At 42.1% G+C, this 18,627-nt stretch carries 19 protein-coding genes; 14 read left to right on the top strand and 5 right to left on the bottom strand.

The genetic code is table 11. From position 1 onward, the window contains the following. Window positions 1-52: 52 nt before the first annotated feature. On the bottom strand, window positions 53-205 hold the full coding sequence (locus GXK58_RS00980; protein WP_160718986.1) for a YpzG family protein: 153 nt from the start codon (window positions 203-205) through the stop codon (window positions 53-55). Between the two features lie 165 nt (window positions 206-370). Between GXK58_RS00980 and GXK58_RS00975 the strand changes: the two genes are divergently transcribed. The 13 genes from GXK58_RS00975 to GXK58_RS00915 all read left to right on the top strand — a co-directional run bounded on the left by GXK58_RS00975 (window position 371) and on the right by GXK58_RS00915 (window position 12,747). After that, entirely contained in the window at window positions 371-1,138 is a 768-nt protein-coding gene (locus tag GXK58_RS00975; protein ID WP_160718984.1) for an SDR family oxidoreductase, read from the top strand. A gap of 151 nt (window positions 1,139-1,289) precedes the next feature. Next, window positions 1,290-1,649 (top strand): DUF3147 family protein, encoded by a 360-nt coding sequence (locus GXK58_RS00970; RefSeq protein WP_160718982.1) that lies wholly within the window; start codon window positions 1,290-1,292, stop codon window positions 1,647-1,649. Window positions 1,650-1,666: 17 nt separating this feature from the next. Beyond that, window positions 1,667-2,038, top strand: a complete 372-nt coding sequence (locus GXK58_RS00965; RefSeq protein ID WP_160718980.1) for a DUF3147 family protein — start codon at window positions 1,667-1,669, stop codon at window positions 2,036-2,038. A 182-nt stretch (window positions 2,039-2,220) separates the two neighbouring features. Beyond that, a complete protein-coding gene (locus tag GXK58_RS00960; RefSeq protein WP_160718978.1) occupies window positions 2,221-3,399 on the top strand; it encodes an acyl-CoA dehydrogenase family protein in 1,179 nt (392 codons plus the stop codon). Between the two features lie 49 nt (window positions 3,400-3,448). Then, window positions 3,449-4,213, top strand: a complete 765-nt coding sequence (gene fabG, locus GXK58_RS00955; protein ID WP_160718976.1) for a 3-oxoacyl-ACP reductase FabG — start codon at window positions 3,449-3,451, stop codon at window positions 4,211-4,213. 16 nt (window positions 4,214-4,229) lie between these two features. Continuing rightward, on the top strand, window positions 4,230-4,679 hold the full coding sequence (locus GXK58_RS00950) for a MaoC family dehydratase N-terminal domain-containing protein (RefSeq protein WP_160718974.1): 450 nt from the start codon (window positions 4,230-4,232) through the stop codon (window positions 4,677-4,679). Next, a complete protein-coding gene (locus GXK58_RS00945; protein ID WP_160718972.1) occupies window positions 4,676-5,077 on the top strand; it encodes a MaoC family dehydratase in 402 nt (133 codons plus the stop codon). Before GXK58_RS00950 ends, GXK58_RS00945 begins: the two co-directional genes overlap by 4 nt. Before the next feature lie 224 nt (window positions 5,078-5,301). Then, window positions 5,302-6,483, top strand: a complete 1,182-nt coding sequence (locus tag GXK58_RS00940; RefSeq protein ID WP_160718970.1) for a thiolase family protein — start codon at window positions 5,302-5,304, stop codon at window positions 6,481-6,483. Between the two features lie 110 nt (window positions 6,484-6,593). Beyond that, window positions 6,594-7,799: an acyl-CoA dehydrogenase family protein gene (locus GXK58_RS00935; protein WP_160718968.1), complete on the top strand. Its 1,206-nt coding sequence runs from the start codon at window positions 6,594-6,596 to the stop codon at window positions 7,797-7,799. Between the two features lie 14 nt (window positions 7,800-7,813). Further along, on the top strand, window positions 7,814-8,587 hold the full coding sequence (locus GXK58_RS00930; RefSeq protein ID WP_160718966.1) for an SDR family oxidoreductase: 774 nt from the start codon (window positions 7,814-7,816) through the stop codon (window positions 8,585-8,587). Window positions 8,588-8,651: 64 nt separating this feature from the next. Next, window positions 8,652-10,319 (top strand): long-chain fatty acid--CoA ligase, encoded by a 1,668-nt coding sequence (locus GXK58_RS00925; RefSeq protein ID WP_160718964.1) that lies wholly within the window; start codon window positions 8,652-8,654, stop codon window positions 10,317-10,319. Window positions 10,320-10,441: 122 nt separating this feature from the next. After that, the gene (locus tag GXK58_RS00920; RefSeq protein WP_160718962.1) at window positions 10,442-11,650 is read left to right on the top strand and encodes an iron-containing alcohol dehydrogenase; all 1,209 of its coding nucleotides are present in this window, start codon (window positions 10,442-10,444) and stop codon (window positions 11,648-11,650) included. Between the two features lie 161 nt (window positions 11,651-11,811). After that, window positions 11,812-12,747 (top strand): manganese-dependent inorganic pyrophosphatase, encoded by a 936-nt coding sequence (locus GXK58_RS00915; protein ID WP_160718960.1) that lies wholly within the window; start codon window positions 11,812-11,814, stop codon window positions 12,745-12,747. 67 nt (window positions 12,748-12,814) lie between these two features. Here GXK58_RS00915 and GXK58_RS00910 read toward each other — a convergent pair whose 3' ends face one another. The 4 genes from GXK58_RS00910 to GXK58_RS00895 form a co-directional block, all read right to left on the bottom strand. Next, complete coding sequence (locus GXK58_RS00910; protein ID WP_160718958.1) at window positions 12,815-13,573, bottom strand: hypothetical protein; 759 nt, start codon at window positions 13,571-13,573, stop codon at window positions 12,815-12,817. A gap of 138 nt (window positions 13,574-13,711) precedes the next feature. Then, window positions 13,712-14,533, bottom strand: a complete 822-nt coding sequence (locus tag GXK58_RS00905; protein ID WP_160718956.1) for a Cof-type HAD-IIB family hydrolase — start codon at window positions 14,531-14,533, stop codon at window positions 13,712-13,714. Window positions 14,534-15,158: 625 nt separating this feature from the next. After that, window positions 15,159-16,094 (bottom strand): amidohydrolase family protein, encoded by a 936-nt coding sequence (locus GXK58_RS00900; RefSeq protein ID WP_160718954.1) that lies wholly within the window; start codon window positions 16,092-16,094, stop codon window positions 15,159-15,161. 42 nt (window positions 16,095-16,136) lie between these two features. Beyond that, the gene (locus tag GXK58_RS00895) at window positions 16,137-16,916 is read right to left on the bottom strand and encodes an IclR family transcriptional regulator (protein ID WP_160718952.1); all 780 of its coding nucleotides are present in this window, start codon (window positions 16,914-16,916) and stop codon (window positions 16,137-16,139) included. A 237-nt stretch (window positions 16,917-17,153) separates the two neighbouring features. Between GXK58_RS00895 and GXK58_RS00890 the strand changes: the two genes are divergently transcribed. Then, complete coding sequence (locus GXK58_RS00890) at window positions 17,154-18,617, top strand: aldehyde dehydrogenase (RefSeq protein WP_160718950.1); 1,464 nt, start codon at window positions 17,154-17,156, stop codon at window positions 18,615-18,617. The last annotated feature ends 10 nt before the right edge of the window (window positions 18,618-18,627 follow it).

The raw sequence follows: 18,627 nt of genomic DNA, 5'->3' as shown, positions 1-18,627 counted from the left end.
CTTTTTGGGCTGCCTGCTTACGCCCTCATTCGTTTCTTTTGCTAAGGCCATCTTACCAGTGATGGGCCTTAGCATTGCTCCTTAAGATGATCTGGTTTTGCGACACTCTTGTCTGACCGTTCACCTGTGATTTCGTATGTTTCGGTCTTGTAAAAGTGTAGTGAAAACGCTCCGATTGTGAATCTAACTGATCTCTGTAGCTCATCAATCATCACCTCATCATAGGATTTGAAACGGATATTCAATAGAATATCATTCATATTATTTGTAAATCAGCGCGAAAATAGTCAATAATCTTTTATGAATCAAAAACTTTAGAAACGCAAAAATAAAATAGGCAGCAAAATAATAAAAAAGGGTTGAATTCAGTATGAAAATGACAGGAAATACCATCTTAATTACAGGCGGAGCTTCAGGGATTGGTTTGGCGTTTGCAGAAAGATTTCTAAACCACGGCAATGACGTCATTGTTGTTGGAAGACGGGAAGAAAAATTACGAGAAGTAAAGGAGAAATATCCTGCCATACATACGAAGGTTTGCGATGTTTCAAAAGAAGAGGAAAGGATTGCCTTATTTGAATGGGCGGTTAAAGAATTTCCAAAGCTGAATGTACTCGTAAACAATGCAGGGATCCAACAACGGGTGAACCTATTAAATGCGAATGAGAATTGGGACTATTATCGTAATGAACTTTCCATTAATGTGGATGGTCCCATCCATTTGAGCATGTTGTTTACCCCGCATTTTCAAAAGCAAGAACGTGCCGCAATCGTGAATGTGACGTCAGGTTTAGCGGTCATGACAGGTGTTTGGGTGCCAGTTTATAGTGCGACAAAGGCGGCACTTCATTCGTTTACAACCTCACTCAGGACTCAGTTAGCGGAAACAAACATTGAAGTGGTCGAAATTCTTCCTCCAGCCGTAAACACGGATTTAGGTGGGGCAGGCCTCCATACCTTTGGTGCTCCTTTAAATGACTTTGCTGATACCATTTTTGCTGAATTAGAAAATGGAGAAATTGAAATTGGATATGGTGGAACAAAGGAAAGACTCCATGCGACAAGAGAAGAAATTATGCAGGGCATAAAAGGGGCCTGGCAGAACTTTTTAAAAAACAATCCAGGATTCCGAAGCTAATACATGAGAGAATACCTTGTTTGAAACCGCTTTAAAAACAGTAAAAAAGTGTTCACAAGATTATTGTTCAATTTGGGGTAAAATGAGTACATAATCTAGTTTGTGACACGGCTCACAAGCCAAACAAGTGAACATTAAAGAGGCGAAAACAATGGCTCATTTATCCCTAAGTGCACTGCTGATCCGATTCTTATTAGGAGGATTGGCAGTTGTCGCATGTACCATCGTAGCTAAGAAGTCAGGAGAGAAAATTGGCGGTATTTTTTCCGCTTTCCCGGCAGTCTACTTGGCTGCGTTACTGACCATCGGTCTGGACTTTCACGGTGGTCAACTGATCTCCCATTCCATCATGTTATCACGAGGTGCCATTTTTTGTATGGCAATCAACATACTAGTTGCCTTAATGGCAGGTTATCTTTTACCTAAAGTCGGCTGGAAAAAAGGAATCCTGCAATCACTCGTCTGCTGGTTCGCTGTTTCAGCAATTGTCGTCATGATTACTTCTCATTAATGGAAAGGGTGAGCCAGTTGAAAAAATCGGATTTATTCATGCGCTTTATTCTAGGCGGGACCGCCGTTTCTCTAAGTTACCTAATCACAGTGGTATCCCCATGGAAGATTCTGGCCGGAATCTTTGCTGCCTTTCCAGCAGTTATGCTGACAGCCGTAATTATGGTCGGGATTGCCTCCGGGACAAAGAAAGCAACCAATATTGCAAAGGGTTCGGTTTATGGAATGATTGGCGGGATTATATGTGTCATTGCTGTCCTTCTCTCTTTACAAGAAACAAGCAATTGGTTACTTAGTATAACAATCGGCCTCATTTCTTGGCTTGTTAGTTCCATTTCCATTTCCAATATACGTCAGCGTGCTGCTAGAAAAGCGGTAAGCCAGGTGTAAGCCCTTAGCTTTTTTAAGCTAAGGACATTTTTTATAAAAAAGTAAGATCCTACTTGTGTTATCTGAAATTTCGGAATAAAATTAGATTAAACATACCTACCGGTTGGTATGTAATCAACCTATTTTGCATACTCTTTTATGAATAAAGAACTAGATTTCTAGATTTAGAATGGAGTGAAAACATGCATTTACGCCTAACTGATGAGCAAAAAATGGTGCAAAAAACAATTAGAAGATTTGTTGAGAAAGAACTCATTCCACTCGAAAACGATGTATTAAGAAATGAGCGTGAAGGCAGGCCAGGTATCCCTTCCGGTAAATTGATGGAGCTCCAGTTAAAGGCAAAGGAAGCTGGTTTCTGGGGGATTAACACACCGGAGGAATATGGCGGAGCTGACCTAGGCCAGATGATGATGGCGATTGTTTTAATGGAAGTCTCAAAGACGTTCGTTCCTTTTTCATTTGGGGGCTCTGCAGATAATATTCTTTATTATGGTAATGAAGAACAAAAACAAAAATATTTAATTCCAACGATAAATGGCGGGAAAAAATCCTGCTTTGCGATGACAGAACCAGGGGCAGGATCAGATACAAGGAATATAAAAATGACAGCTGTTAAAGACGGCTCAGACTGGGTCTTAAATGGGGAAAAAACTTTTATTACCGGTGGAAATGAAGCCGACTTTGTTATGGTTATTGCGATAACCGATAAAGTAATACACCAATCGACATTAGGGCGTGAAGGTGTAACTTGTTTTATTGCCGACCGTGAGATGGGCTGGAAATCAGAGTATATACATACAATGGGAGAATGGGGTCCAGCCGGGTTAGTATTTGATAATGTCCGTGTTCCTGAAGAGAATATCCTGGGTGAATTGCACAAGGGATATAATCTGGGACTTGAGTGGATTGGCTTTGCTAGATGGATTGTGGGTGCAAGAGCTGTTGGGGCAGCGGAACGCCTCTTGCAGATGGCAATTGATTATTCGAAGGAACGGATTACCTTTGGCAAACCGATTGCCGAAAGGCAGGCCATCCAATGGCAAATCGCTGATTCGGCGGTTGAAATTGAAGCGGCGAGATGGCTTGTTTTAAATGCGGCGTTTACATTAGATCAAGGGGAAGATAACCGTCATTTAGCCTCAATGGCAAAACTATACGGCTCCAATATGGGTAATAGAGTCGTTGACCGCGTCTTGCAAATTCATGGCGGGATGGGATATACAAAAGAACTTCCAATTGAGAGATGGTACCGTGAAGCAAGATTATGGCGGATTTACGATGGAACAGATGAAATTCAGCGTATGATTATCGCCCGCAACTTAATTAAAGGCCATGTTAAGGTGGGGCAATACGTTTAGTTAAAATGTAAGCGTTATCCACTATTATTTTAAAATTGGAGGAAGAGAAATGGCAGGGAGATTTGCTGGAAGAGTGGCATTTGTCACAGGCGGAAGCAGGGGAATTGGTAAAGCGATTGTTGAGCGTTTTGCCGAAGAAGGGGCGAGTGTTGCCTTAATCGATTTAAATGAAGAAGCATTAAATGAAACCACTAGTGAATTAAGAGAAAAAGGTTATAAGGTCTTTGCAAAGGTTGCTAATGTCGTGGAAGCAGATCAAGTAGAGAATGCGGTAAAAACGGTTTATGAAACGTTTGGATCGATTGATATTTTAGTTAATAACGCAGGAGTGATACGCGATAATTTGTTATTTAAAATGACAGACTCTGATTGGCAAACGGTTATGGATGTGCACTTAAAAGGGTCATTTAATGCCGCTCGTGCCGCTCAAAAATATATGGTCGAACAAAAATATGGGAGGATTATTAATATTTCTTCAACGTCTGCACTTGGTAATCGCGGGCAGGCGAATTATGCTGCAGCCAAAGCTGGCTTACAGGGATTTACCAAGACCTTGGCGATTGAGTTAGGGAAATACGGAATCACTGCTAACTCGGTAGCTCCAGGTTTTATTGAGACAGAGATGACGAAAGAAACAGCGGCCCGTATTGGAATTACCTTTGACCAATTAATTCAGGCAAGTGTCCCCCAAATTCCAGTTGGAAGAAGCGGAAAACCGGCTGATATTGCTAATGCTGTTGCCTTTTTTGCGGACGAAAGATCTTCATTTGTTAATGGCCAGGTAATCTATGTTGCCGGCGGACCTAAATGCTAAGGGTGAGGTGAAAGACATGTTCCACGAGCAAATCGGTAAAAAATCAAATAAAGCGAAAAATGCAGTGGAAAGAGGGGCAGTCAAAAAATTTGCCGAGGCCATTGGCGACCTTCATCCGATTTATTTTGATGAAGATACAGGGCGGCTTTCAAGGTACCAAAACAATATTGCCCCGCCAACCTTTCCGCGGATTTTTGACTATGGAACAATTGAGGGGTTGAATCTGCCGGCTAAGGGACTCATACATGGTGAACAAACCTTTACTTACAAACGGCCATTAGTGGTAGGAGAAGAGGTCTATTGTTATTCCAAGGTTAAGAATTACTTCGAGAAGAAAGGGAACTTTGGTCAAATGGGATTTTTAGTGTTGGAAAGCTTTGGGGAAGATAAGGCAGGGAATGAGATTTTTAGATCGACTTCAACGATTGTCATTTCCGAAGCGTTAAGGAAGGTGTTGGTAAAATGAGTATACTGACACAATTACACGTTGGAGAGTCACTGCCGGAAATCCAGCTTGAACCTGTCTCACGGATGGACCTTATTAAATATTCGGGAGCATCCGGTGATTTTAACCCGATCCATACGATTGATGATGAGGCGAAAAAAGCAGGCTTGCCTGGGATTATTGCCCATGGCATGTGGACAATGGGAAATTTGGCAAAACTGTTTACTTCCTTTTATGACGAAGGGTTTATCCAAGATTACTCGATTCGCTTTAAAGGGATGGTATTTTTAAATGATGTGGTGACCCTCCTGGCGACGTTAAAAGAGAAAGAGGGGCAGGATTTTCGGTTTGACGTTCAAGCGGTGAACCAGCAGGGAAAAATAGTCTTAAAGGGTGCGGTGGTCTATCATCAATATTAAGAATCATCAGGCTTTTACCCAGTATGTAAAAGATAGTTCTTTTTCATGCTGGGTTTCTTACTATTAAAAGTGAGCAGGATGGAAAATCCTTATCCTTACATAAACGGATGAAGATGTATTACTCTCGAATAACAGGAGCTTACTCTCGAATAAAAGATATTACTCTCGGATAAGCCGCGTTTACTCTCGACATTAGCCTTTAATGAAAAGCGAGGAGGAGGATAATGGAGGATATTGTCATTTTGAGCGCTGTCCGTACACCGGTGGGAAGGTATGGGGGAGCTTTAAAAACGATCAATTCGGGCTGCCTGGCTTCTATCGTTATAAAAGAGGCCATCAAAAGAGCAGGAATCACACCGCAACAGGTGGATGAAGTGATTTTAGGTGAAGTCCGGCAAACAACCGAATCATCGAATATTGCTAGAGTTGCGTCTTTAAGGGCAGGGCTCCCTGAAAATGTCCCCGCTTACACAGTTAACCGCCTCTGTGCCTCTAGTCTGCAGGCAATCGTTTCTGGAGCTCAGCAAATTCTCACCCAATACGCAAACATAGTTGTTGCGGGCGGAACAGAGAGTATGAGTAATGCTCCCATTTATCTAAGAAACTCTCGGTTTGGAGGAGATTCCGTAAAACTTGTAGATTCTAATCGGGAAGCAGGCCAGCAGCCGCATGAAATATACGGAAGTGAGCTGGGAATGGGAATGACAGCTGAAAATGTAGCCGTAAGATTTTCGATTTCCAGAACGGATCAAGATATTTTCGCCCTTGAGAGCCAGCACCGAGCCGCAAAGGCCATTCAAGAGAAAAGATTTGCCCATGAGATTGTCCCTGTTGAAATTATTGGTAAAAAGGGTTCTATCACTATTGAGGCCGATGAGCATTCACGTCCGGAAATAACCATAGAGGCACTAACTAAACTCCGGCCGGTTTTTAAAGAAAATGGTACCGTTACTGCTGGCAATTCTTGCGGGCGTAATGATGGCGCTGCAGCCCTTGTGCTATCGTCTGCAAGCCAAGCTGAAAAACTAGGATTGAAACCACTGGCAAGAATCATAGATTGGGCTGTTGCAGGGGTATCGCCTGAGATCATGGGCATCGGCCCCGTTCCAGCGGTTCGGCAGCTGCTCGAACGGACCGGATTTTCACTGGAAGAGATTGATTTGATCGAGCTGAATGAAGCCTTTGCCTCGCAAGCGTTAGCTGTGATTCGTTCCTTGAAACTTGATAAGGAGAAGGTAAATGTCAATGGAGGGGCAATCGCATTAGGACATCCATTAGGAGCATCTGGGGCGAAAATATTAACTACATTACTCTATGAATTAATGCGGCGCCAGCAAAAAAGAGGAATTGCGACTTTATGTGTGGGCGGAGGCCAAGGAATGGCCATGATGATTGAGATCCTTTAAGGAGTTCTAGGGGAAATTGTCGGAAGATTGAGTGTTGAGGAGTCGATTCATTTACATTAAGATAGGATTATCAGCATACTGACTAGTTGGTATGTAAAGGAGGGGAACAGATGAACTTTAGTTATTCTGAAAAGGTACAAGAGCTTCAGAAAAAGCTGACAGAGTTTATGAATGAATATATTTATCCTAATGAAAAGCTTTACCACGAGCAACTGGATAAAAACGACCCTTTTTCAAAAATACCTAAGGTCATGGAGGAATTAAAGGAAAAGGCGAAACAGCACGGATTCTGGAATTTATTTTTACCTGACAGTCAATATGGTGCCGGGCTGTCAAATCTGGAATACGCGCCGCTTTGTGAAATTATGGGGCGTTCGGCCATTGCTCCGGAGGTCTTTAATTGTGCTGCTCCAGACACCGGGAACATGGAGGTTCTTGTTCGTTATGGGACCGGGGAACAAAAAGAACAATGGCTAAGACCGCTTTTAGCAGGAGAGATCCGTTCCTGTTTTTCGATGACTGAACCAGATGTTGCTTCGTCGGATGCGACGAATGTTCAAGCGAGTATTGTGCGTGATGGCGATGAGTATGTTATTAACGGAACAAAATGGTGGTCCTCAGGTGCAGGCGATCCTCGCTGTAAAATTGCTATCGTTATGGGGAAAAATGACCCGTCGGCACTAACGCATGAACAGCAATCTATGATTCTAGTTCCATTAGATACGCCAGGTGTAACAATTAAAAGGATTTTACCCGTGTTTGGATATGATCATGCCCCGCATGGTCATGCCGAAATTGAATATAACGATGTCCGTGTCCCCGCTTCAAATATTCTATGGGGAGAAGGTAAGGGGTTTGCGATTGCCCAAGGGAGACTTGGACCGGGAAGAATCCATCATTGTATGAGAACAATCGGTGCAGCAGAACGAGCTCTCGAGGAATTATGTAAGCGCGTGCAAAGTCGGGTGGCATTTGGAAAAAGACTCTCTGAACAAGGTGTCATCCAGGAATGGATTGCCGAAGCAAGAATTGACATTGAACAGGCCCGATTGCTCACTTTAAAAGCCGCCTACATGATGGATACGGTCGGTAATAAAGAAGCGAAAGCAGAAATTGCGATGATTAAAGTGGTTGCTCCGAATATGGCTTTGAAAATTATTGACCGAGCCATTCAAGCCTTTGGTGCGGCCGGGGTTAGTGAAGATACACCGCTTGCCGCCAGCTGGGCGAATATTCGTACACTGCGTTTAGCAGATGGTCCAGATGAAGTGCATAAGCGGGCAATTGCCAGATATGAGCTGAAAAAATATCGATAATGGGGGAAAAACGGGTGAATGTAAAACAACTTTTCGACTTAACCGGCAAGGTGGCGATTGTTACGGGCGGCGGTAGAGGACTTGGCCAGCAAATTGCTGAAGGGTTCGCAGAAGCGGGTGCGCATGTCGTGGTCTGTTCACGTAAGTTGGAAGCGTGTGAGGCAGTTAGTGAAGAGATAAAAAAGCTCGGTGTGGACAGCCTTGCTCTGAAATGTGATGTTTCCAATCCTGAAGAGGTCAGGAATGTGGTTGAAAGAACGGTCGAAAGGTTTGGCCGGATTGATATTCTCGTCAATAACAGTGGTGCCACCTGGGGAGCACCGGTGGAGGAGATGCCGCTTGAGGCCTGGCAAAAGGTCATGAATATCAATGTAACCGGGACGTTCCTGATGACGCAGGCAGTTGGGAAAATAATGCTTGCACAGCAGTCTGGAAAAATCATTAATATTGCTTCGGTTGCAGGTTTAAAAGGCAGTAATCCTGAGGTGATGAATGCGATAGGGTATAACGCCAGTAAAGGGGCAGTAATCACGTTCACGAAGGATTTGGCGGTGAAATGGGGGCCGAGGGGAATCTACGTAAATGCGATTGCGCCAGGGTTTTTCCCAACGAAGATGTCGAAAGGGCTCTTGGAAGCGGGCGGGCAGGTCATTCTTGAGGGTACACCACTGCGAAAGTTTGGCTCGGATACTGATATGAAGGGGGCAGCGGTATTTTTAGCATCTCCGGCTTCGGATTTTGTGACTGGTGATGTGTTAGTGGTTGATGGCGGAACGAATGCCATGTGAAGTGCGGATTACAGAATATCACTCTTAAATAATAACGTTTACAAACTAAAAAGGAGAGATGCTTATGGTAACACTTCATTATCCATTTTGGCCAAAAATCTCTAAATCTTTAAAAGTACCTTCCACATCACTTTATGACAACCTCAAAGTTAGTGCAAACCGTTATCCGGATCAGGATGCGTGTTTTTACTACGGTAATAAAATTACCTATGAGCAGCTGGATAAAGAGGTCAATGCGCTTGCGGGCTACTTAGAGCATAAGCTAGGTGTCCAAACGGGAGAGAAGGTTTTACTCTTCATGCAAAACTCTCCACAATTTGTAATCGGCTATTATGCCATACTTAGAGCCAATGCGGTTGTGGTTCCGATTAATCCGATGCTGGTGGCAGACGAATTAGAGTTTTATGTGAGAGATTGCGAGATTAAGAGCGCGCTGGCAGGTCAAGAATTATACGACCGAATCGGTCCGCTCCTTGGTAAAACTTCATTAGAACACTTAGTTATTGCTGCCTATTCTGATTATGCCGGATCAGGGTTCGAAGGAATGCTTCCCAGAGAAGTAGAGGCCCCAAGATTCAATTTTACCCAGTCAGGGCACTATCTCTGGAATCAGGCCCTTGCCGCAGAGCTAACCCCTTCAGAACACACATCCAAAGGAGAGACCATTGCCTGCGTGCCCTATACATCTGGAACAACAGGTCTTCCAAAGGGCTGCATGCATACTAACCGGACAGTGAATGCCAACACGGTAGGGGCCTATCATTGGTCTTCCTCCACGCCAAATTCCGTTCACCTTATGACACTGCCCCTCTTCCATGTAACAGGGATGGTTCACAGTATGCACATGCCGATTTTTAGTGGGAGTACATTGGTGATTATGACGAGATGGAACCGCGATGCGGCTGTAGAGATGATCAAAAATTTAGGCTGCACCCATTGGGTCACAATTGCTACCATGATTGTTGATTTCCTCGCTAACCCTAATTTGAAGAAGGAAGATATTGCTTCGTTAACTTCGATCTCAGGCGGAGGCGCAGCCCTACCGGAGGCCGTTGGCGAAAAATTATTCCAATTATCAGGCTTACGTTTTGTAGAAGGATACGGACTATCGGAAACCATTGCCCAAACCCATTTCAATCCACCAGACCGTCCGAAAATGCAATGCCTCGGGATTCCGTCCTTTGATGTGGATGCCAAAATTATCGACCCCGTTACTGGTAGTGAACTGGGAGTTGGAGAAATCGGTGAAATTATTGTAAACGGTCCACAGGTAATGGTCGGATATTATAATCGAGACGATGAAAATCGAAACTCATTTATTGAGATTGACGGGAAGAAGTTTTTTAGAACAGGTGATATCGGTCGTTATGATGAAGAAGGTTATTTTTTCATGGTCGACCGGGTCAAGCGAATGATCAATGCTTCCGGATTTAAAGTTTGGCCAACGGAGGTCGAATCTTACCTCTATAAACATCCTGCGATCCAGCAGACCTGTGTGGTGGGAGTACCTGATTCGAGAAGAGGAGAAACAGTTAAAGCCTTTGTTATTTTAAATGAAGGCTTTGTAGGTAAGGTTAGTGAGGAAGAAATCATTGAATGGGCCAAACAGCATATGGCGGCTTATAAATATCCAAGGCAGGTGGAGTTTAGAAAGCAATTTCCGATGACAACAAGCGGAAAAATCCTGTGGCGCACCCTTCAGGAGGAAGAGAAAGTAAACGCACAAAATTAACTGACCTAACAACGAGTACTTGCGGCTGCTTGCATGTTCATACCTCCGTGTCGCCAGAATTGGAAAGACGAAACTGGTATGGGATTTTGTTTGGCCAAAACGAATGAAGAGGTGAGAAGAGGATGAAAACAACACTATCACAGTTTATGTTACGTACAGGTATTTATAGCGGTTCAAATTCCAGGGCGATGGTACCAAGCTTATTTGCTGGTTTAGGCGCCAAACGGGTCCTGCTTTTAAGTGACCGCGGTTTGGAAAAAGCCGGGATTGTCGTTAAAGTTGCTTCAATATTTGAATTGACGGAACAAGGGTCCGGACCGCAGCTTGTTGGAACATACTTGGATATTGCTCAGGATGCTGAAAGCCGCTGCATTAATGATGCCGTCCGTTATGCGAGAGAAGTAGGTGCAGATAGTTTACTAGCTGTTGGCGGCGGAAGTGTACTAGATACCGTTAAAGGGGTTAAATATGCTCTTCATAAAGGCTTAACGGATATAAAAGAGGCCATTCCAGGCGGCTTATTATATGAGCAATTTCCAAAAGCAAACCATATCCCTATCCCACATATAGCGATCCCGACCACCGCTGGGACAGGCTCGGAAGTATCACCGATTGCGGTTATCTTTAATGAAGACATTCAAATGAAGATAAATATTATTAATCCATTTATAAATGCTGATATGGCGATATTGGATCCAGAGTTAACCGTTGGCCTGCCGCCTTTGATTACAGCCTTTACAGGTTTTGATGCATTAACACATGCCATTGAGGCCCTCGCTTCCCCAACGGCAACAGGTCTAACCGATGCTTATGCCCTGCATGCTATCCGCTTAATTGAAAAAAATCTTCCGATCGTTGTGGATGATGGAGGAAATCTGAATGCCCGTATGGATTTATTCCAGGCAAGTTTAATGGGAATTACAGCATTTAGCTTTGCGCTTAATGCGATCCCGGTTCATAATATGGCGCATGCCTATGGTGCCTTGTTCCGTATCCCGCATGGCCTGGCCAACGCTGTCTTTTTACCTGTTGTCATGGAGCTTGTACCACAGCTTTACTTACCAAGAGTCATAGAACTTGCAGAAGCATTGGATGTCGATGTGAACGATGATACACAAGAAGAATCATTGGCCAAAGTCATTGAAAAAATAAGATCGATGCAACATAAAGTTGGCTTGCCATCTGACTTTAAGCAATACAATATTAGTGAAGAGGCACTAGCTGCCACAATTCCTGCCGTAATGAAAGACCCTGCAGCCCTCAGTTTCCCAATGCTGCCTGAATTAATTGTGGCGATTGGACAAAAAGTGGTGCCAATCACTGTTAAATAAGGAATAAAGAGAACGGAGGTGTATCTCGAGAGAGTTTGCCTTCGTTCTCTTTTTGTATTTTTTACTTTGTATCCATCAACATCTTGATATATAATTTGCAATAGGGTCATTTAAGTCAATGGACTTGATCTACATAAATTTTATTGAGTAGGAGTAGGAAAATGGAAAAAGTACTTATTTTCGGTCATAAAAATCCAGACACCGATACGATTTGTTCTGCAATCGCTTATGCAGACTTAAAAAAACAATTAGGCTTAGACGCTGAACCAGTTCGTCTTGGTCAAATCAACGGCGAAACACAATTCGCGCTAGACACATTCAAAGCTGAGGTTCCTCGTTTAGTAGAAACTGTGGCGTCTGAAGTGAACTCTGTTATCTTAGTTGACCACAACGAGCGCCAGCAAAGTGCAAATGACATTACCGATGTCCGTGTATTAGAGGTTATCGACCACCACCGTATCGCAAACTTTGAAACAAGCGATCCTTTATACTACCGCTGCGAGCCTGTTGGCTGTACGGCTACAATTTTAAATAAAATGTACAAAGAAAATGGTAAAGAAATTAAGAAAGAAATCGCTGGTCTTATGCTTTCTGCAATCATTTCTGACTCTTTATTGTTCAAATCTCCAACTTGCACACCTGAAGATGTAGCAGCGGCAAAAGAATTAGCTGCCATCGCTGGTGTAGATGCTGAAACTTATGGATTGGACATGTTAAAAGCAGGCGCGGATGTTCGTGATAAATCTGTTGCTGAACTTTTAAGCCTTGATGCGAAGGGCTTCGAAATGGGTTCAAGCAAAGTGGAAATCGCACAAGTAAACGTGGTTGACACAGCAGATGTTCTTGAGCGTCAAGCTGAAATAGAAGCTGCTATTTCCAACATTATTGCAGACAAGAACTTAGATTTATTCCTATTTGTTGTAACAGATATTTTAACAAATGATTCTGTCGGCCTAGCGCTAGGAAGCAAAACAGCGGCTGTTGAAAAAGCGTACAATGTAAAACTTGAAAATAACACAGCAACATTAAAGGGTGTTGTTTCTCGTAAAAAACAAATCGTACCTGTATTAACAGACATCTTTAATCAAGGGATCTAATCAATGTGAAAAAACCGTTCATGAATTGGCATGAACGGTTTTTTATATTGCAGCCTTATATAGTCTTTTATTCGACATGTTCCTGCTTTTCTTCCTTTTTCTGATTCGTTAGCAAGAAAGTGAGCGGCTGGTCAGTTCCAGTCATTAATTTGTACACATAGGAAGAGGTGAGTTTATAGCCGTCTTCTATTTTACTCGCTAAGTAGTTCGTTCTCTCAAACAGGATCGAACGGATATGGTTGACCTGACGCGCTAATTTATCTAACAAGGCATCTTGAGAATCAAGCCGCTTCAGCATCCCATCGTGAAGGTCTTCTTGTTTCGTTAACTGTTCAGCTGTTTGTTTTTGCATTTCCAGCTGTTCTTTCATTTGCATAGTAAGCTGCTGCTGGACTTCTTCATTTTTTTCTAAACGATTGGCAATGCTGTCACAGGTCTTGCTCATTTGACTGATTTGTCCAGACAGAGATTTCCTTGCCAGTGTTTCTTTTTCAATTACCGCCTCTAATTGGACATTCCTCTCATGAAGGGAATGTAAATTGCTAACCATTTCGTTTTCGAATTTATGCTGCCTAACGTTACTATTTTTTAAATCATTCAGCTGGTAATCCACCTGTTTCCAGTGGATGTTCTGTGCATCTGTTTGCTGCTGGTACCGCATTTGCAGTTCCTTCAATGCCTGATTCAGAGCTATATTTGCATTTTGCTGCTCTTTCATAAGTTCTGTAAGGAAATCCTGACGTGATTCAAGTTGATTTGCATCTGCTAGTTGTTGGTTTGTTTTAAATAAGTTCGGGTGTGCCTTTTTATTAATGTATAATCCCATACCTCTCTCCGCCTTTGATATATTTGATTGTGATAGTTTATGCTAGAAAATCAAAACAGGGGACAGGATTGGGCTATCGCACAAGAGGCAGGGGAAAGAAGAAAAAAAAAGACCGGGTAAAGACCCAGTCCATTTCAATTATACAAGCGATGGTGTTTTCAAAATGAATTCTTCGACAACCTTTGCTACGCCATCCTTCATATTCGTGTCTGTTACATAATTGGCTTTTTCTTTAATATCTTGCGGGGCATTACCCATGGCTACTCCAAGTCCGGCAAACTCAATCATCGCTAAGTCGTTATAGCTGTCACCAATCGCAATTACTTCTTCACGGGTGATGCCAAGTTGTCCAATTAAATGATTCAAGCTTGTACCTTTGGTAACTCCCTTTTCGGTAAATTCCAAAAAGTAAGGCTTAGATCGCATAACACTTAGTTCATCGTTAAGTTCTTGTTGAAGCTTTTTTTCAGCCTCGGCTAATTTTTCAGGGTCATCCATCATTAACAATTTGACAACAGGTTCATTCACTGATTCTACGAAGCTATCAACCTCAAAAACTTCTAAACCAGTGATGTCCGATTCAATAGTAGTGTATTGATTCCCTGCTTCGGTAACAATATAGTCGCCGATATAAGTGTGGATCCATAAGTTTTCACGACGGCTTATTTCATATAATCGGTGTGCGGTTTCGGGTGTAAGCGTGCTGCTAAAAAGTTCTTCACCTGTTTGGCAATTGGTTATTTTTGCTCCATTAAAAGATAGAATGAAACTTCCGTATTCCTTCAATTCAAGCTCTTCTGCAATATCATACATCGCAGACGTTGGGCGTCCAGATGCTAATACCACTTTCACTCCTAGTTTTTGAGCATCCATTAATGCTTGTTTAGTCCGGGGGGAAATAGTGTGGTCGTCTTGCAGTAACGTATCATCTAAATCTAGTACGATCATTTTGTAGGTCATTTAGTTGAGTCCTTTCTTTACGTAGTTTCTTATCCCATCTTACTACAAGTCTGGAAAAAAATCTTATAACAAATGAATCCAATTAGAATTTCCGAAAATACAATATGGCAAATCCAAAAAAATGCAGGTGAGTAGAGTGTCTCTTTTTAATCACTTTAGTAGTAAGTGTGCGATATGTAAAAGAAAAGTGCGTCCCTTAAGGAAGTTCATGAATGATAAGGGAGAAGTAGTGAAAGCTTGCATTTCTTGTTCGGAATACGCGGAGAGGAGAGCTTATCGAAAGCTGTAATTTCATAAATGAATTCAAATAAAAAAGAACTCCATTAGAGTTCTTTGAAAAAAGGCTCAGTATTATTCATCGTTGATTTTCGTATAGGTATGACAATGCATAGGCGGAGAAATTCCGGCTAATGTATATAGAGGCGGCTTAAGAAGCAGATATAAGCGGAAATATTCCGGTTAACTGCTCTAAATATGACAAAAACCAAAGATTTGGATCATATAAACGGAATAACTTCCTTTATTTTAAAGGAAATAGGGGTATTTCCCAATTTAAACGGAATTTTTCCGTTTATTTTCAAACATAGCTTAACAACATTTAGATATAATAGAGCCTAGAAAAATATTAATCCAGTAAGGAACGGACTGCTTTTTCTTGTTTTCCTGTTGGCGGCCAGACACAGAGATCAAATGGGTAATCAGAACCAGGAACAACTCGTTCTTCTCCAACGGATTTGATTAGAAAATCTAAACTGTCTTGATTCCATAACACGGTGTCATACCAGAAGCGTTTCAAATATTCCGATGGCTTGGCTTTTAACTTTGAGGAAACCAGCGCCCATTGCTCATATCCTTTATCAAGTCTACCAATCTGATAAGGGAGGAATCCGCCGCCATGGGCGAATAATATTTTTACATTTGGGAATTGGTCCACGATCCCGCTTAATAACAAGTCGGTTGCACAGACAGTGGTTTCCCATGGGACACCAATCAAATTCGGCATCATTCTTCTTTTAAGCCTCGGATCTTCACATAATAATGGATGGATAAACACAATTGCGTTTAATTGATTGGCCGCTTCAAAGAAGGGGGTGAAAAATTCGTCTGATAACATTTGATCTTCCAGTCCAGGACCAATGATTACCCCTTTTAGACCAAGCTTCATCGCCTCTTCTAAAACTTGTACTGCTTTGTTAGGGTTAGTAAGTGGAACCGTGCCTAAAGCGGAAATACTTTCAGAATCCTGCTTGGTCCACTTTGCTAAGGACTGATTGTATACAGTTGATATATCGAGCGTTATTTCTTCAGGAAAATCATACATAAAAAGCTGTGGTATCGGTGAGATCACGGAATGAGTAACACCAGCGTTTTTTTGGTCTGCAAGATACTTGTGTTCATCGATAAAAGCCCGTTTTAATTCGAATCCCCATTTTTCATTTACTACTAGAAATTCGTCCTTTCCTTCTTCTTTTTTAATCCATTTTGCATTAACAGTCCTCTGATTATCCCTCAACCATGTTATTACATCAGCCGGGATAAAATGTGTATGGAAATCATACAACTATAATCAGCTCCTACTTGAATAATTTATGATGTTACTTGCTTAGTAACCCCGATAGCCCATTCTTGCTGAAACCTCTCCTGCAGCACTCATCACCTTTTTTGCCAGCCCTTGAACTTTATGATGCTGAATTCGTTGGTTTGGCCCTACAACAGAAAGTGCGGCAATAACCTTGCCTCTGTAATCAAAAACAGGTGCAGCTATTGAGGTTACCCCCTCTAAAATCTCTTCGGTACTACTGGCATAACCGTTCTCTTTTACTAGCTGTAAATGATCTTTTAGCTTTTGCGGGGTAGTAATTGTATTCTTGGTGAACTTCCTTAAGCCTTTATCAATGACTTGATTAACAACTTCCTCTGTAGAATGGGCAAGCAGTACCTTGCCAGAACTCGTACAATAAGGAGGATTCCTCTTCCCAATATGGGTAAGGAAACGGACTGGATGATTGCAATCGACCTTTTGAAGATAAATAACGTCTAAATGATCTAAAACAGAAATATGGGCGGTTTCCCCGATATTTTCAACTAATCGATTTAAGACGGGCTGCGATTCTCGGTAGATATCCATCTGACTGCTGACAATTCCACTTAATGATAGGATGGAGAGACCCAACCGGTATTTTTTTGTCTCAGGATCCTTCAAGACAAACCCTTCACTTGCAAGCGTTGTCATTGTTCGGCTGACCGTACTTTTATTAAGCCCGAGGGAAGTAGATATTTCGGTAACTTTCTTTTCTGGTTCATCCATTGTAAAGCACTGCAGAATCCGGAGTGCATTTTTTACCGAAGAAAGGTGACTATCCTTCTCAATATTTACGCTCAAATGAAATCCCTCCTTTTGAAGTGTTTCATTATGTAAAACAAAGTTGCTCTATAGTCGGCAATATACCAGAAAAAACAAGAAATGAAAACAGTATTTTAAAATATTATGAATTATTTAAAAATTTTTTGATTTGTTGCGTATAGAGAAACAAGCGTGTTGTATGTGAAATTCGGAAGCGTTACCATAAAGTTATGAAAATTAACAAAATATCAATTTTTTTCGAGGAGGAATTTCGACATGCAAGTAGAAACTAGAGTAAGAGCCATTAATTGTTTACACTTTATCAACGGTCAATTTGTTGAATCACAAAATCAAAAGACATTTGAAAATATCAACCCAGCAACAGAGGAAGTATTAGGAACCGTAGCGGAAGGAGGAAAAGAAGAGGTTAATTTTGCGGTCGCTGCTGCGAAAAGAGCGCTAAATGGAAGATGGAAGAATATGCCTGTGGTAGAGCGTTCAAAAATTCTTCGCAGGATCGGCGATTTAATTCTCGAAAGACAAGAAGAACTTGCCCATCTAGAATCCATGGATACAGGAAAACCATTTTCCTTAGCAAACAGTGTCGATGTCCCGCGTGCCGCGTTTAACTTTCACTTTTTCGCAGATTATATGATTTCGGTCAATACCGATTCAAATATGCAGGACGATATCGCCCTTCATTATTCGTATCGCCGCCCTGTCGGCGTGGTTGGTATTATTAAGCCTTGGAACTTGCCATTATTATTGTTGACTTGGAAGTTAGCTCCATGTCTGGCAATGGGGAATACAGCTGTTATTAAACCGGCAGAATGGACACCAATGACAGCAACTGTATTAATGGAGATTTGTAAGGAAGCAGGGGTACCAGATGGCGTCGTCAACCTTGTACATGGTTTTGGCCCTAATTCCGCTGGTGCTGCCATCTCAGAACACCCGGATGTGGATGCGATTTCCTTTATTGGTGAACCAAGAACAGGTACGGCAATCATGAAATCAGCAGCCGATACCTTGAAAAAGCTTTCCTTTGAATTAGGCGGAAAAAATCCAAATATAATCTTCGCTGATTCTGATTTGGATGAAGTAATCGATACGACCATTAAATCAAGCTTTGTGAACCAAGGAGAAGTTTGTTTGTGCGGTTCGAGGATTTATGTGGAGCGGCCAGTATACGAAGAATTCTTAACACGATTTGCTGAACGTGTTCGAACCTTGAAAGTGGGCCACCCGCTTGAAGCAGATACGAATGTTGGTGCACTTGTCAGTAAAGAACATTATGACAGAGTAAATAGCTATATTGATATTGCCCGTGAGGAAGGTGCCACGATCCTGACAGGCGGGAAACGCCCTGACGGATATGAAAAAGGTTACTATTTAGAACCTACTATTTTAGTAGGACTTGATCGAAATTCTCGTTGTGTTCGTGAAGAGATTTTTGGACCTGTGGTGACGGTGATGCCGTTTGATATGGAAGAGGAAGTCATCATGCAGGCCAATGATACCCACTATGGATTAAGTGCCACCATTTGGACGAATGACTTAAGAAGAGCTCACCGTGTTGCACATAGCCTTGAGGCAGGAATTATTTGGGTCAATACATGGTTCTTACGCGACTTAAGAACACCATTTGGCGGTATGAAGCATAGCGGGATCGGCAGAACAGGCGGCATGCATAGTATCGATTTTTATTCTGAGCTTTCCAATGTGACTATTAAACTATAAAAAGGGGAGT

The organism is Bacillus sp. USDA818B3_A, from assembly GCF_009928415.1.
Taxonomy (GTDB): Bacteria; Bacillota; Bacilli; order Bacillales; family Cytobacillaceae; genus Neobacillus.
Note: the sequence above shows the minus strand (reverse complement) of the source record. Positions and strands in the feature narration are given on the sequence as shown.